The following is a 14225-nucleotide window of genomic DNA, read 5'->3' on the forward strand; positions in this document are numbered from 1 at the left end:
ATCAGCTATAAATAAATGAAAATCACAGACCATATAAAAAACGCAAACGGAAAAACGTTATTTTCTCTTGAAGTTGTTCCGCCCCAAAAAGGAATTGGGATTGAAGATCTTTATAAAAATATTGATCCTTTAATGGAATTTAAACCGCCGTTCATCGACGTTACCACTTCCAGAGAAGAATATATTTATATCGACAAAGGAAACGGATTAATGGAACGCAGAATTACAAGAATGCGTCCCGGAACGTTGGGAATTTGTGCGGCAATTCAGCATAAATATAATGTAGATACCGTTCCGCATTTGCTGTGCGGAGGTTTTACCAAAGAGGAAACAGAATATCTTCTGGTAGACTGTATGTATCTCGGAATTGATAACGTGATGGCTCTCAGAGGCGATGCGATGAAAGGACATCAGTATTTTGAGCCGACTCAGGGTGGTCACGGAAGTGCAATGGAATTGGTTCACCAGATTAATGATCTGGGAAGAGGAAAATATCTCCATAATCAGGATGAAATTTGTGATGAACATAATAAATTCTGCATCGGCGTTGCCGGTTATCCCGAAAAGCACATGGAAGCACCTTCAATGAATTATGATCTGAAATGGCTGAAGCAAAAAGTTGATGCAGGAGCAGACTATATCGTGACCCAAATGTTTTTTGATAATAAAAAATTTATCGAATTTGTGAAAAAAGCCCGTGAAATGGGAATCACGGTTCCTATTATTCCGGGAATTAAACCGATTGCTACGAAAAAGCATTTAAAGGTTTTACCGCAGATTTTTAAAATTGATCTTCCGGAAGAACTCATTAATGAAGTGGAAAATGCCAAAAATAATGAAGCCGTAAAACAAATCGGAATCGAATGGGCAATTGCGCAATGCAGAGAATTGCTGAAATTTGAAGTTCCTGTTCTGCATTTTTATTCGATGGGGAAAAGCGATAATATTAAAAAAGTAGCGGGAGCGTTATTCTGAATCAAATAAAATATGAATAGTTTAAAGTTCTGCATTTCTGCAGAACTTTTTTTATAGGGTTTCGGCGGCGAAGCCGCCGAAACCCTATAAATCATAAAACAGGATGTCTTTCAAACTCCTTATTCCTGTCAAAAAGATAACGGTATGTTGCTAATTTTCGGGTAACGGTAGTATCAAGATTTTCCGCAATTTTAATCATTTTGGGATTAAAATCTCCGATCCACTGCATTTCTGTGACTTTAAAATCTGTATGTTTTCTCAAATGTTGTGTTCCTTCCCAGATCATGTAGCCTTCAAGACCTTTCCTTTGCCATTCAGGAACGACACCGAAAACAAGACCCACCATTTTTTCGTTCTTCTTAAACTGTTTGATCCAGAGAAACTTCAGCTTCTCCCAAATTCCGAATTTCCCGTTCAGATATTTAAACCACTGATTCGTATCCGGAAGATTCATCCACATGGCAATCGGTTTTTCGTTTTCATAAACAAACCATGAAATATGTTCATTAATGATGGGTTTCATCGTTTTGAACATTTTCAGCACTTTAGATTCCTGCATACATTTTCCTTCGCCGTGTGCAGCCCATGCTTTGTTATAAATTTCGGTGAAATCTTTGGCAAATTTCTCCAGATTGTTTTTCGTCATGGGTTTTGCAGAAAGATCAGGATTTTTACTGTGTTTGGCGTGCATTAATGTAAAAAGCCTCGAAACTTCAGCGAAAATAGGTCTTGAAAAACATAGCTGTTCAAAATAAATTTTAAAACCATAACTTTCAAAAAGATCCTTGTAATAAGGGAAATTGTAATTCATTCCGTACAAAGGTTCAAGAAAACCTTCAATAACCAATCCCCAGAATTTATCGCGTTCCCCGAAATTTATTGGTCCGTCCATCGCTTCCATGCCTCTTTCCTGAAGCCAGTTTTTGCAATGATCAAAAATGAAATTTGCTGTTTCCTGATCATTGATACAGTCGAAAAAACCGATTCCGCCGGTGGGCTGTTGTTGCTGATAAGTTTTGTTAATGAAAACGGCAACTTTTCCTACAGTTTCATTCTTAGCATTTTTAAAAAGAAATCTTTCGCATTCACCATCTTTGTAAAATTTATTTTTTTCGGGACTGAAAATAGATTCAAGATCTTGATCCAAAGGTCTTATATAATGATCATTATGCTGATAAAGCCTAACGGGGAATTCCAGAAATTCTTTCTTTTGACTTTCAGTATGTACTTTTTCAACAGTGATCATATTTTGTTTTGTGATAGGTTAAAAGATGATATTTTCGTCTAAATTGAAATTATTTAAAAAGATATAATCCGTATTTTTGTGCAAATTAAATAAAAATGGTTGATTTTACCGATAACGATGATGATATTTTCACAGGAAAAGAGCATACGCCGATTCGTGAAAATGCTTTTGAGAAATCGCCGGAAGAAAAAATAGAAAAAATTACCGAACTTTTTGGAGAGATTATGGAAACCCTTGGCTTAGACATGACCGATGACTCCTTAAAAGATTCTCCGAGACGTGTTGCCAAGATGTATGTAAATGAAATTTTCGGGGGACTTCTTCCTGAAAACAAACCGGGAATTTCCACGTTTTCAAATAAATATAAATACCGCCAGATGTTGGTGGAAAAAGATATCACCGTATATTCATTTTGTGAGCATCATTTCTTGCCGATCATCGGAAGGGCGCATGTTGCTTACATTTCGAACGGTGAAGTAATCGGTCTTTCGAAAATCAATAGGATTGTGGATTACTACGCAAAAAGACCACAGGTTCAGGAAAGACTGACGATGCAGATTGTCAATGCTTTAAAAGAAGCTTTAGGAACAAAAGACGTAGCCTGCATCATTGATGCAAAACACCTTTGCGTTAATTGCAGAGGAATAAAGGATACCGCAAGTTCTACGATTACCGCAGAATTAAGCGGAATTTTCAGAACCAATCCTATCACAAGACAGGAGTTTCTGCATTATGTAGGAAGTCATGCTAAACTGGATTAATTGCTATGCCAAAATTTGAAATTTATCTTTACAATGAAGTTAATAATCCTATATTTGATTTTTTGTAAAAGAAATTACAAATCAATTTAAAGGAGTTCTGATTAAGAAGATTGATGATGGTTTGGAAACAATGTATTACGATTTTAATGTTGATGAAATTTTAATTTCTTTACATCAAACACTTACGATTGGAATTACAATTTTTCCAACGGATAATGTAGATTTAAAGGGTGGAGAAGTTAATTTTTATAGAAAAATTTCATCTTATTTAAAAAATAAAATAAATGATAAAATTTAAAAAAGTTTCAGACAAGATATTTGTAACAACTATTATTTGTTGCTGCTATACCTGCTGTTAAAAGGTGAAAATCTTTTAATCAATAAACTTTAGACTAAATTTAAAATCATTAAATCAAATTAAATAAATGCAACTAAAAATATACAACTCGCTTGCGGGCGAAAAAGAAATATTCAAGCCGATTTTAGAAGGAAATGTCGGAATGTACGTTTGTGGACCGACGGTTTACAGCAATGTACACTTGGGAAATGTAAGAACTTTCCTTTCTTTCGACTTTATCTACAGAAGTTTGATGCATTTGGGTTACAAAGTAAGATATGTAAGAAATATCACCGATGCAGGTCATCTTACCGACGATGGAGACGTAAATAACGACAGATTCGTGAAACAGACCCGTCTTGAAAAGCTAGAACCAATGGAAATCGTACAGAAATACACGGTAGATTTTCATAAAGTTCTGGATATGTTCAATTTGCTCCCTCCGAATATTGAACCGACTGCAACCGGTCATATCGTAGAGCAGATTGAGCTGACTCAAAAGTTAATTGAAAGAGGATTCGCTTACGAAAGCAACGGTTCTGTGTATTTCGATGTGTTGGAATACAACAGAAGAGGCTTGAATTATGGTGAACTTTCAAAAAGAAATATCGAAGAACTTTTTGCCAATACCCGTGATTTGGACGGACAAGGCGAAAAGAAAAATCCGCAGGATTTCGCATTGTGGAAAAAGGCTTCTCCGGCACACATCATGAGATGGAACTCGCCTTGGGGCGAAGGCTTTCCGGGATGGCATCTGGAATGTACTGCAATGAGTACAAAATATTTGGGAGAAACTTTTGATATTCACGGAGGCGGAATGGATCTTAAATTTCCGCACCACGAATGTGAAATCGCACAGGGAAAAGCCTGCAATGATGCTTCTCCTGTAAACTACTGGATGCACGCTAATATGTTGACGATGAATTCTCAGCGTATGAGCAAGTCTACCGGAAATTATATTCTGCCGATGCAGTTGGTAACAGGGGAAAATGATTTCTTTAAAAAGCCTTTCCATCCTTCAATTGTTCGCTTCTGCTTTTTGCAGGCACATTACAGAAGTGTTTTAGACATTTCAAATGATGCAATGATGGCGAGTGAAAAAGGTTTCATAAGATTGATGGAAGCGATCAAACTTGTGGACAGTATCACTCCTAATAACGAAAAGCAATCCGGTTTCAGTATTGAAGAGTGGAAAAACAAAGCGTATGACGCATTAACGGATGATTTTAATTCTCCGGTTCTGATTGCGCATTTATTTGAAGCGGTAAAATATATTTTTGCTTTGAATGATGGCAAAGAAACTATTTCAACGAAAGATTTAGAGGAACTGAAATCTACTTTACATGCTTTGGTTTTCGATGTTTTGGGACTTCAGACCATTGAAGAAAACAATAATGAAAAATTGGATCAGACCTTAAAAGTTCTGATTGAATTGAGAAATCAGGCAAGAAAATCAAAAAACTTTGAACTATCCGATCAGATTCGTGATAAACTTCTTGCAGAAGGCATTGAGCTGAAAGACGGAAGAGATGGTACGACGTATGTTGTAAATTAAAACCCGTAAAATTTAAATAATCCCGGTACAAAAGTATCGGGATTTAAATTTATAGTTATAATTATTTCAACAATATATATTTTTAACGATTTTTGCCTTTAAAATATCTGTAATGAACTGTCCGTGCTGCTCCGGTAAAATCTATGAAGAATGCTGTAAACCATACCATACAAAAGAAAAAAATGCTCCAACAGCAGAAGCTTTGATGCGGTCAAGGTATTCTGCATTTGCTATTCCGAATGGAACGTACTTAATGGAAACTACTGCGCCGAGTAAAAGACAGTTTCATAACACCAAAGATTTGCAGGAATGGGGTGAAAGTAATCAATGGACAAAACTGGAAATCGTAAATAAACCATCTTTGAACAGAGTGGAATTCAAAGCTTATTATACAGATGAAAACGGACGGAAACAAATTCATCACGAATTATCTGTATTTAAAATGATTCAGAACCGGTGGTTTTATGTGAACGGTGAGTTTTTAGAGTAAATAAAAACTGAGGTACATTATTTTGTATTACTAAAGATTTTTTTTTGATATTTTCTTTCAACAGATCAATATTAATAAAAATGTCCAGCATTTCTGCCGGACATTTTATATTATTTAGAAGATTTTTTTAATGACCTTCGTTTCCGTCAATTCCGTGAGCGTGACCATGTGATAATTCTTCTTCAGTTGCAGGTCTTGTATTTAATACTTCTACCTGGAAGTCCAAAACTTTACCTGCCATTGGATGATTCAAATCTGCCACAACAACTTCAGGAGTAACCTCTACTACGAATGCCTGAAAATTATTTCCCTGATTGTCAGATAAAGGTAAAATAGCTCCCACAGGCGGAATTCCGCTTTCCTGGAACATGTCAATCGGAAGCTGTGCAATTGCATCTTCCTGTTTTTGACCGTAAGCTTCTTCTGGCTGAATGGTAAAATCTGCTTTATCACCTGCTTTCAGACCTAGAATGTTCTGCTCAAATTTAGGAATCATCATTCCTACACCATATAAAAATGTAAGTGGATTTTCTGCTGTAGTTTCTTCTACCAAAATCTTGCTTCCGTCTTCTTCGATAGTGTGAAGAATATACTTTACAGCTACCACATGATTGTTTTCAATTGTCATATTTTTCTTTTTTCCGTGAAAATTCATCACGATTAACCGTACAAATATAATCTTTTTGAAATGATTGATCGGAATGAGCGAGTTTATTTAACTTTATTTAAAATATCAAGTCAGTGTTTTTTTTAAAAGAAATATTGTAACTCCACTTTTCGAAAAAGCATTCAATACGAATTTAACGGGCAAAAATGAATCAGTATTTTCAGGCTTCACTTTTCTTTATTTTTTTCTTCTTTTTTCTTTTGTCTTAAAACATACAGGTACAGACTTTCAACTTTAGTTCTTGCCCATGGTGTTTTTCTCAAAAATTTCAACGAAGAACTTATGCTCGGATTGTCGGTAAAACATTTAATGTTGATTTGCTCGCCCAATTTCTCAAAACCATGATAATATTCTACCAAGTCTTCCAGAATTGCATCAAGCCTTTTTCCGTGAAGCGGATCTTTAGACTGCTGTTCCATAATGATGTAAAGATAAGAATTCATTTTTTGTGAAATTTAATATTTCTTTCACTTTAATGAGTTGTTCAAAAAAGCAAAACGCAAGAAGGAATAAACAGTTTTGCTTTAAATTGAAAGTTCCTGTATTTTCAAGCTCTGCGAAGCAAATTTTATTTGCCTTGCATTCTTACTATTTGCGTTAAAAACTTTGCGTTTAAATTTAAGATTAACATCGGGTTTGATGATAATGTCATAGTAATTTCGAATATAAAACAATAGATTTTAACTAAGCTCTTATCAATTAGTAAAGTTTTCTCTTCAGAATAGATTAATTTAGCAATACCAATTTTAAGTTGAAATGAGCAGAAATACCGATGCCAACAGAAAACTGCATAAAAAGAAAATCGACAATAAAAAGCGTAAAATTCAGGAAGCTGAATTGAAAAGAAAAAACCGATTAAAGGAAATGCGCGAGAATACAAAGGCTAAATTAGCAGCTCAACAGGAAGAGGAAACGAAAATTTTATGAAAATTCTACATACTGCCGATTGGCATTTAGGTAAACGTCTCGACCGTTTTTCCAGATTGGAAGAGCAGGTTTTGGTTATGGACGAAATCATTCAGATTGCTGATGAACAGAATGTTGATTTGGTTTTAATTGCCGGAGATTTGTTTGATAATTTCAATCCGGGCGTTGAAGCAGTAGAACTTTTTTATAAAACTTTAAAGCGTTTATCTTTAAACGGAAGACGGCCCGTCATTGCCATTTCAGGAAATCATGATTCTCCAAACTTGATTGATGCACCGGATCCTCTTGCAAGAGAATGCGGAATCATTTTAATAGGTCATCCAAAAGCGACCGTTCATCCTTTTGAACTGGAGCATTTTAGAATTTCAAAATCTGCAGAAGGATTTATCGAGCTGCAACTTCAAAATCAGAATTTTCCTGTCAGAATTCTTCACACGCCTTATGCCAATGAAATCCGTCTGAAAGAATATTTCGGAGAAAATAAAGCAAGTGAACTGAATGCTGTTTTAGCAGAACACTGGAAAAAAACGGCTGATGAATTTTGTGATGATAACGGAGTCAATCTTCTGATGACGCATTTATATATGAATAAAAAAGGCGAACCTATGTTGGATGAACCGGAAGGGGAGAAGCCTATTAAAATAGGCAATGCTGACCTGATTTTTTCAGATATCATTCCTCCACAGATTCATTATGCCGCTTTGGGGCATCTGCATCGTTTTCAAAATATCGGAACCGATGAAAAACCGGTTGTTTATTCTTCGTCACCTCTTTGCTATAGCTTTAGCGAAGCGGGGCAGACCAAATATGTATCAATTATTGAAGCGGAACCCGATAAGCAGGTTTCATTTGAAAAAATTGCTGTAAAAAACGGAAGATGTCTGGAAAGAAAGACCTTTGACTGTGTGGAAAAAACAGTAGAATGGCTTCAGGAGAACCCTGATTCTCTGGTAGAAATTACTATAGAAAGTCAGACTTTTTTAAAAGCAGAAGAGCGAAAAAAGATTTATAAGGCACACAACGGAATTATATATTTGATTCCTAAATTTAAACATCAGCAATTTGATGAAAATAAACTGAGTGAGATTAATCTCAGTCAGGATATACAAACTTTATTCAAAGATTATTTTAAATCAAAAAACGGTGGTCAGGATGCAAATGAAGAACTCATTAATTTATTTAATGAAATCGTTTCCGAAAAATAATTTAATTAAAATATTTTTAAACATTAAGAAATATTAAGTTGTTCAGATGAGTTAAGAGAAATAAATTTCTTAAGATTCATTTCTTAATTTTGCTCTCAAAATCTTAATTATTTCTTCACTTCCTAAATCAACTTATTGGTTTAAATTTTAAATATTCTCTTATGATTCCAATTCAATTGACTTTAGAAGGTCTATATTCTTATCAGGAACGGCAGAAAATTGATTTTGAAAATCTTACGGAAGCCGGCTTGTTCGGTATTTTCGGTTCGGTAGGTTCAGGAAAATCTTCTATTTTGGAAGCTATTTCTTTTGCTCTTTATGGCGAAACAGAACGCCTGAATGCAAGAGATAAACGTGCTTACAACATGATGAATCTGAAATCGAACAAATCCTATATTGAGTTTGATTTTTTGAATTATGAAAACAAAAAATTCCGTGCAACAAGAGAATTCAGACGAAATTCTAAGAATTTTGAAGATGTAAAAACGCCCACCGTTACTTTTTACGAATGGAAAAATGAAAACTGGATTCCATTGGAGCATTCAAATGCTGAAAAAGTGATTGGTTTGAGTTATGCGAATTTTAAGCGAACCATAATTATTCCTCAAGGGCAGTTTAAAGAGTTTTTGGAACTTGGCGCAACAGACCGAACCAATATGATGAAAGAAATTTTTGGTCTTCAGCGTTTTGATTTGCAGAATAATGTTGCAATTTTAAATGCAAAAAACAGATCGGAACTCGACCAGTTGGAAGGTCAGTTAAAAGGTTTTGAAGAGATCAATGAAGAACAAATTTCAGATCAGAAAGAACATCTAAAAATTGAGCAGCAAAAATTTGAAGAAGTACAGAAAGTTTTCAGAGAAACGGAACAGAAATATGTGAAGCTGAAAACTTTGAAAGAAGATTTTGAACTTTTGCATCAGAAAAGATCAGATTTTGAAAAACTAACTCAAAAGAAATCTGAGATTGATATTTTAGAAACAAAGACCGAAATTTACGATAAAATTTTCAGGATTTTCACACCTTTAATTTCTGAGAACAACAAACTTCTCAAGGAAATTTCTGAACAGCAGAGAAATAGAGAACAACAGTTCAAAATTATGCAGGAAACAGAAATTCAGTCTGAAAATATCAGGAATAAACTTTCTGCAATTCAACCGAAATATGAAGCTTTACATCAATCTAAGATCCAGGAAAATGATTTGAGTCTGATTCTTCAGATGCTGAAATTTTCTGAGGAAATTACAGCTTTAAAAGAACGAACAACAAAAGGGTCGGAAAAAGTAAAAGAAGTTGAAGCCAACCAAAAATTAATTCAAAACAAGATTGAAGAACTTTCAAAAAATGCAGAGCTTTTAAAAACGAAAAAATTAGATTCTACTTTACTTCTGAACGTAGGAAATTGGTTTTCAGAAAACAAAAAATTAAAGGAAATTTTGGATATTCAATCAGAGAAAATTCGTTTAAAAAAATTTGAAATCGAAAAGATCCCCGATGAATTAAAGCCTTTTGAAATTAATCCTGAAACATTTAAAAATGATTTTAAGAATCAGATTGAAGTTTTAGAAAATCAGAAAAAAAACCTTTCTGAAAAAAAGAATCATCTTGATGTTCAACAGAAACTGGCTCACTTTGCCAACGAATTGCACGAGGGAGAATTTTGTCCGCTTTGTGGTGCTTTGGAACATCCGAATATTGTACATTTTGATGATGTAAATTCAGAATTAAATGATATTCAGAAGCAGATTGAGCAGTTGGAAATTAAGGAAGAAAACATTCGGAAACAGTCATTGGAAATCGAAAAAATTCTTGACCGTAAAAAGATTTTTGAAGAACAGTTGAAATCAGAAGAAGGAAGTTTAAAACAGATTCAAAATAACTTAGATATACATTTAAAAAATTTCAACTGGGTAGAATTTAATCCGGAAAATCAAGGTGATTTTGAGCAAAAAAGACAACAATCTTTCACCATTGAAAAACAAATGGATGAACTGAATCAGCAAATTTCTTCAGAGCAAAAAAATCTGGATAAAGAAAGGCAAAATCTTGACAGTTACAATAAAGCTTTGGAAAAATTCAGGCTTGATGAAGCAAAAAAAGAAGAGCAAATCAAGACGAATGAAACCAATTTAAAAGCATTGCAATGGGTTGATTACAAAGATAAAACGATTGTTGATGTGGAAGAAATTTATCATAAACTCGCAAAATCAAACCTTGAAACCGAACAGGATTACAATCAATTAATTAAAAACGAGAAAGAAATTTCACCCAAATTAGCCGAGCAAAAAACGGTTGTTCATCAATTGGAAAAACGGATTTCCGAACTGGAAAAAGAAATTTCAGAGAATAAAAATCAGATTGGAAAAGCTTTATCTGAACAGCAATTCAGCACTTTGGAGGAAATCCAGCAAATTCTTGCTCAGGAAATCAATGTTCAGGAAATAAGAAATCAGATTCAGCAGTTCAGGATTCAGTTTGAAACGCTGAGAAACAGTATTCTTGAACTGGAAAATAAGCTTAAAGACTTTTCATTTAACGAGGAAGAATTTTTAGCCATTGAAAATCAGTTTAGAACTTTTGAAAAAGATTTAAAAACAACCAATGATTCTGTGGTAAAGATCGCAACTGAAATTGAAAGATTAGAAAAAGAATTCAGGAAAAAGGAAAATCTTTTGAAGGATTTGGCGCAGCTTCAGAAACGTGCAGAAAATCTGAAAATCATGACCAGTCTTTTTAAAGGAGCCGGTTTTGTGCAGTATGTTTCTTCAATTTATCTTCGCCAGTTATGTGACCACTCCAATGTACGTTTTCATAGGATGACCAGAAATCAGCTGAGCTTACAATTGAATGAAAATAACGATTTTGAAATCATTGATTATCTGAATGAAGGACGAAGCCGAAGTGTAAAAACGCTTTCGGGAGGACAGGCTTTTCAGGTTTCTTTGAGTCTTGCGCTGGCTTTGGCAGAAAGTGTGCAAACGAATGCTCAATCGGAGAAAAACTTCTTTTTTATTGATGAAGGTTTCGGAACTCAGGATCTGGAATCGGTGAATATCGTGTTTGAAACGCTGATGAATCTGCAGAAAGAGAACCGTATTGTAGGAATTATTTCGCACGTGGAAGAGCTGAAAGAGAAAATTCCGGTTTCACTGAATATTACAAAAGATGAGGAAAAGGGAAGTTTGATTGAGGTTTCTTAATTAAAAACCTTACAGGTTTATTTTGTAAATTGTTGATATAGTTTCCTATTTTTGAACATTAAAAAATATTATGCAAAACTTACCTATTATTCTAAAACCGTCAAAAATTAAAACTATTATTCTTACAGTGATAAGTGCAGGCTTTGTTGGTCTAGGAATTTCATTGCTGGAAAAAAACATGCTGATCGGAATTCTGAACATTGTTTTCTTCGGAATCTGCTTGTTAATTTTCATCATTAACCTGATTCCTGATTCTGCCTACTTGAAAATTGATGAAAGAGGAATAGAGATGAAAAATTTATTCAGGGTGACCTTTATACCGTGGCAGGCTGTAAGCGGTTTTAGAACCAAAAGTATTTTCATTAATAAAATGGTGGTTTTTGATCTTGACCAAAAGCTTCTGGAATCTGTTAATATGAAATCGAAAACAGGAGCCTTTCCCGATACTTACGGAATGTCTGCAAAAAAACTTGCTGATCTGCTGAACGAATATAAATCAGAACTTGATGCTGAAAAGGATATAAAAATTCCGCATCAGTAAAGATGCGGAATTAATTTATTCTCTTTGTTGAACTATTATCTATACATAAACATGACAACTTGATCATCCACACCATCTCCATTTTCGTCATTCACATCATAAACAATTTGAAGCTCGTTTTGAGTAAGCTGTATGACATCGGTGGTGGTTCCGGCAACTGTTATCTTTTTTGTTGCAGGGTCATAAGTATAGCTTTCAGAAAAAAATCCGTCTTCTTCACATATGCCATCAGATTTTGTATAGAATATCTTTGAATTTAAAATTCCGTTGGATGTAAATTCGTAAGTGTTTTTTTTGTCGCAGTCATCTGGTAATTCTGTGTCTAATACAGCATTATTAGTTCCGTTGTAAATCACAATTTTACTTTCTTTCCATGTTCCTACGATTGATACAGCATTTTCGTTTTCATCGTCATTAGAGCATGACATAAGCGCAAAAACGCCTAAAGACATCATTAATATTTTTTTCATATTTGAATTTTTAACGCTGCGAATTTATCAATTTTTCCTTTGTTATGGAAATAAATAATACTGCGTAGACAAAAATCTACAGTTTATTTCAACTGATTTTTTACTTCCGTTCCAAACAATTCAATAGATTTTCTCATTACATCGTCTTCCGGTGCGCCTACGTCCATGTGACCGATAAATCTTGTGATTCCGAAAATTTCTTTTATGTAATTTATTTTATCTGCAACTTCATCCGGATTTCCGATAAATAATGCTCCGTCTTCGCTTCTGCCGCTTTCATACTGCATTTTGGTATAAGGAGCCCAGCCTCTGGACTTTCCGATTCTGTCCATCTGAGATTTATAATTGTAAAAATAACCTTCAATAACTTTTTTATCATCACTTACAAAAGTATGCGAGTGAATGGCAATCTGCATTTCAGACTCAGGATGACCAGCTTTCAGGTATTCCTGTTTATAAAATTCAATTAAATTTTTAAACTGAATCGGCATTCCTCCAATAATTGCAACAACTAAAGGCATTCCCAGTTTGGCAGCACTCAAAACAGATTGTGGTGTTCCGCCAACGGCTCTCCAGATCGGAAGTTTTCCATTGTTTTTTGCTCTCGGATATACCGTTTGATTTTGCATCGGAGCCCGAAGTTCTCCAGACCATGAAACATTTTCTTCTGAATTTATTTTTAATAAAAGTTCCAGCTTTTCATCAAAAAGCTGCTCGTAATCATTCAGTGAGTATCCATACAAAGGAAATGATTCTATAAAACTCCCACGACCTACATAGATTTCTGCCCTGCCATCAGAAATTAAATCTAATGTTGCAAAATCTTCATATACTTTTACGGGTTCGGAAGAGCTTAAAACCGTAACTCCGCTTGCCAATTTAATGTTTTTGGTAACACTTGCTGCGGCTGCCAAAACCATTTCCGGTGAAGAAACGGCGTAGTCCGGGCGGTGATGTTCTCCCATTGCAAAAACATCAATTCCCACATCATCCATTAGTTTTACCTGCTCAATGATTTCACGGATTTTGATGCCTGCATCTTTATATTTTCCGGTAGTTTGGTCAAAAGCTAAGTCGCCAAACATTCCTATTCCTAATTCCATATTGTTAATTTTAGATACAGCAAATTTAGATCAATGAAAATTCAAAAACATTGATGAATGGTAAGAACGGTGACTCTCCCTAAACAGCTATTTTTGATTTCCTAAAAGCCCAAAAAGGATTTTATCCCGGATTTCATCGGTGATTTCCGAAGTGCTTTCTGTATTTCTTTTAAACCAGAAATATGAATTGTTTAAAGTGTGAAGAATGAATCTCGTAGTGAAGGCAGGAGATTTCAGTTCCCAGTTTTCGGCTTTATAAATATCCGAAATCAGTTGTTCTACTTCCTGCTGGTAATTTTTCCTTAGAGAGACAAACTCGGGAAGTCTTTCTTCAAGATGTTTCCATTCGTTGGAGTAAATGTGGGTTACATCCCGGTTTTTTAAAACGATAGAAAGATGGTTGTCAATAAAAAGATTAAGCTTTTCGTGTGCGGAAACTTCAGTGTTTTTTACCTCTTTTAGCTTCTTGAAAAAATCATGAGCAACACCAAAACATATCCATTCCAGAATTTCTTCCTTTGAGCGGATATGCGCATATAGTGAAGCAGCCTTAATATTCAGTTTGGTTGCCAAATCTCTCATTGAACTTCCAACATAGCCTTTTTCTTTAAAAAGTTCTACAGCAACTTCGAGTATTTTGATCTGTTTTTCTTTTAACTCCATGATTTCAATGCAAAAATATATATTCTTTAGCTAAAAGTCTCCTTTTTAATATTGATTTTGTTCGTTGTAATTTTTAGTTATCCCA

At 34.5% G+C, this 14225-nt stretch carries 15 protein-coding genes; 9 read left to right on the plus strand and 6 right to left on the minus strand.

Annotation, left to right across the window (positions count from 1 at the left end; all coding sequences use genetic code 11):
- Window positions 1-15 precede the first annotated feature (15 nt).
- Window positions 16-975: a methylenetetrahydrofolate reductase [NAD(P)H] gene (metF, locus tag AC0NBN_RS00170; protein WP_160812486.1), complete on the plus strand. Its 960-nt coding sequence runs from the start codon at window positions 16-18 to the stop codon at window positions 973-975.
- A 91-nt stretch (window positions 976-1066) separates the two neighbouring features.
- Here metF and AC0NBN_RS00175 read toward each other — a convergent pair whose 3' ends face one another.
- A complete protein-coding gene (locus tag AC0NBN_RS00175; RefSeq protein ID WP_160812485.1) occupies window positions 1067-2221 on the minus strand; it encodes a hypothetical protein in 1155 nt (384 codons plus the stop codon).
- Between the two features lie 95 nt (window positions 2222-2316).
- On the opposite strand from AC0NBN_RS00175, the gene folE reads away from it, so the two are divergent.
- The 4 genes from folE to AC0NBN_RS00195 all read left to right on the plus strand — a co-directional run bounded on the left by folE (window position 2317) and on the right by AC0NBN_RS00195 (window position 5364).
- Entirely contained in the window at window positions 2317-2982 is a 666-nt protein-coding gene (gene folE / locus AC0NBN_RS00180; RefSeq protein WP_143884868.1) for a GTP cyclohydrolase I FolE, read from the plus strand.
- A 130-nt stretch (window positions 2983-3112) separates the two neighbouring features.
- A complete protein-coding gene (locus AC0NBN_RS00185) occupies window positions 3113-3280 on the plus strand; it encodes a hypothetical protein (RefSeq protein WP_160812484.1) in 168 nt (55 codons plus the stop codon).
- Window positions 3281-3407: 127 nt separating this feature from the next.
- Window positions 3408-4874, plus strand: coding sequence for a cysteine--tRNA ligase (gene cysS, locus AC0NBN_RS00190; RefSeq protein ID WP_160812483.1), 1467 nt, complete (start codon window positions 3408-3410; stop codon window positions 4872-4874).
- 112 nt (window positions 4875-4986) lie between these two features.
- Window positions 4987-5364 carry a YchJ family protein gene (locus AC0NBN_RS00195; RefSeq protein WP_160812482.1) on the plus strand — a complete coding sequence of 126 codons (378 nt, stop codon included), beginning with the start codon at window positions 4987-4989 and terminating at the stop codon, window positions 5362-5364.
- 127 nt (window positions 5365-5491) lie between these two features.
- On the opposite strand, the gene AC0NBN_RS00200 is transcribed toward AC0NBN_RS00195, so the two are convergent.
- Window positions 5492-5992 (minus strand): FKBP-type peptidyl-prolyl cis-trans isomerase, encoded by a 501-nt coding sequence (locus AC0NBN_RS00200; protein WP_160812481.1) that lies wholly within the window; start codon window positions 5990-5992, stop codon window positions 5492-5494.
- Window positions 5993-6198: 206 nt separating this feature from the next.
- Complete coding sequence (locus AC0NBN_RS00205) at window positions 6199-6450, minus strand: VF530 family protein (protein WP_160812513.1); 252 nt, start codon at window positions 6448-6450, stop codon at window positions 6199-6201.
- Window positions 6451-6787: 337 nt separating this feature from the next.
- Here AC0NBN_RS00205 and AC0NBN_RS00210 point away from each other — a divergent pair, with 337 nt between their 5' ends.
- The 4 genes from AC0NBN_RS00210 to AC0NBN_RS00225 all read left to right on the plus strand — a co-directional run bounded on the left by AC0NBN_RS00210 (window position 6788) and on the right by AC0NBN_RS00225 (window position 11904).
- Complete coding sequence (locus tag AC0NBN_RS00210) at window positions 6788-6958, plus strand: hypothetical protein (RefSeq protein WP_185147340.1); 171 nt, start codon at window positions 6788-6790, stop codon at window positions 6956-6958.
- Window positions 6955-8163 carry an exonuclease subunit SbcD gene (locus tag AC0NBN_RS00215; RefSeq protein ID WP_160812480.1) on the plus strand — a complete coding sequence of 403 codons (1209 nt, stop codon included), beginning with the start codon at window positions 6955-6957 and terminating at the stop codon, window positions 8161-8163. Before AC0NBN_RS00210 ends, AC0NBN_RS00215 begins: the two co-directional genes overlap by 4 nt.
- 161 nt (window positions 8164-8324) lie before the next feature.
- Window positions 8325-11363, plus strand: coding sequence for an AAA family ATPase (locus AC0NBN_RS00220; RefSeq protein WP_160812479.1), 3039 nt, complete (start codon window positions 8325-8327; stop codon window positions 11361-11363).
- Window positions 11364-11433: 70 nt separating this feature from the next.
- A complete protein-coding gene (locus AC0NBN_RS00225) occupies window positions 11434-11904 on the plus strand; it encodes a PH domain-containing protein (RefSeq protein WP_143884863.1) in 471 nt (156 codons plus the stop codon).
- Window positions 11905-11939: 35 nt separating this feature from the next.
- Here the strand turns inward: AC0NBN_RS00225 and AC0NBN_RS00230 are convergent, their stop codons facing one another.
- The 3 genes from AC0NBN_RS00230 to AC0NBN_RS00240 form a co-directional block, all read right to left on the minus strand.
- A complete protein-coding gene (locus AC0NBN_RS00230) occupies window positions 11940-12374 on the minus strand; it encodes a lipocalin-like domain-containing protein (RefSeq protein WP_143884862.1) in 435 nt (144 codons plus the stop codon).
- Window positions 12375-12457: 83 nt separating this feature from the next.
- Window positions 12458-13477 (minus strand): LLM class flavin-dependent oxidoreductase, encoded by a 1020-nt coding sequence (locus AC0NBN_RS00235; RefSeq protein WP_160812478.1) that lies wholly within the window; start codon window positions 13475-13477, stop codon window positions 12458-12460.
- 87 nt (window positions 13478-13564) lie between these two features.
- Window positions 13565-14140, minus strand: coding sequence for a TetR/AcrR family transcriptional regulator (locus AC0NBN_RS00240; protein WP_143884860.1), 576 nt, complete (start codon window positions 14138-14140; stop codon window positions 13565-13567).
- Between the last annotated feature and the right edge of the window lie 85 nt (window positions 14141-14225).

This window comes from Chryseobacterium sp. L12 (genome assembly GCF_056133985.1).

Coding starts and splice junctions, on each gene's coding strand:
- metF (WP_160812486.1), top strand. CDS start 16: ATGAAAATCACAGACCATATAAAAAACGCAAACGGAAAAACGTTATTT.
- AC0NBN_RS00175 (WP_160812485.1), bottom strand. CDS start 2,221: ATGATCACTGTTGAAAAAGTACATACTGAAAGTCAAAAGAAAGAATTT.
- folE (WP_143884868.1), top strand. CDS start 2,317: ATGGTTGATTTTACCGATAACGATGATGATATTTTCACAGGAAAAGAG.
- AC0NBN_RS00185 (WP_160812484.1), top strand. CDS start 3,113: ATGTATTACGATTTTAATGTTGATGAAATTTTAATTTCTTTACATCAA.
- cysS (WP_160812483.1), top strand. CDS start 3,408: ATGCAACTAAAAATATACAACTCGCTTGCGGGCGAAAAAGAAATATTC.
- AC0NBN_RS00195 (WP_160812482.1), top strand. CDS start 4,987: ATGAACTGTCCGTGCTGCTCCGGTAAAATCTATGAAGAATGCTGTAAA.
- AC0NBN_RS00200 (WP_160812481.1), bottom strand. CDS start 5,992: ATGACAATTGAAAACAATCATGTGGTAGCTGTAAAGTATATTCTTCAC.
- AC0NBN_RS00205 (WP_160812513.1), bottom strand. CDS start 6,450: ATGGAACAGCAGTCTAAAGATCCGCTTCACGGAAAAAGGCTTGATGCA.
- AC0NBN_RS00210 (WP_185147340.1), top strand. CDS start 6,788: ATGAGCAGAAATACCGATGCCAACAGAAAACTGCATAAAAAGAAAATC.
- AC0NBN_RS00215 (WP_160812480.1), top strand. CDS start 6,955: ATGAAAATTCTACATACTGCCGATTGGCATTTAGGTAAACGTCTCGAC.
- AC0NBN_RS00220 (WP_160812479.1), top strand. CDS start 8,325: ATGATTCCAATTCAATTGACTTTAGAAGGTCTATATTCTTATCAGGAA.
- AC0NBN_RS00225 (WP_143884863.1), top strand. CDS start 11,434: ATGCAAAACTTACCTATTATTCTAAAACCGTCAAAAATTAAAACTATT.
- AC0NBN_RS00230 (WP_143884862.1), bottom strand. CDS start 12,374: ATGAAAAAAATATTAATGATGTCTTTAGGCGTTTTTGCGCTTATGTCA.
- AC0NBN_RS00235 (WP_160812478.1), bottom strand. CDS start 13,477: ATGGAATTAGGAATAGGAATGTTTGGCGACTTAGCTTTTGACCAAACT.
- AC0NBN_RS00240 (WP_143884860.1), bottom strand. CDS start 14,140: ATGGAGTTAAAAGAAAAACAGATCAAAATACTCGAAGTTGCTGTAGAA.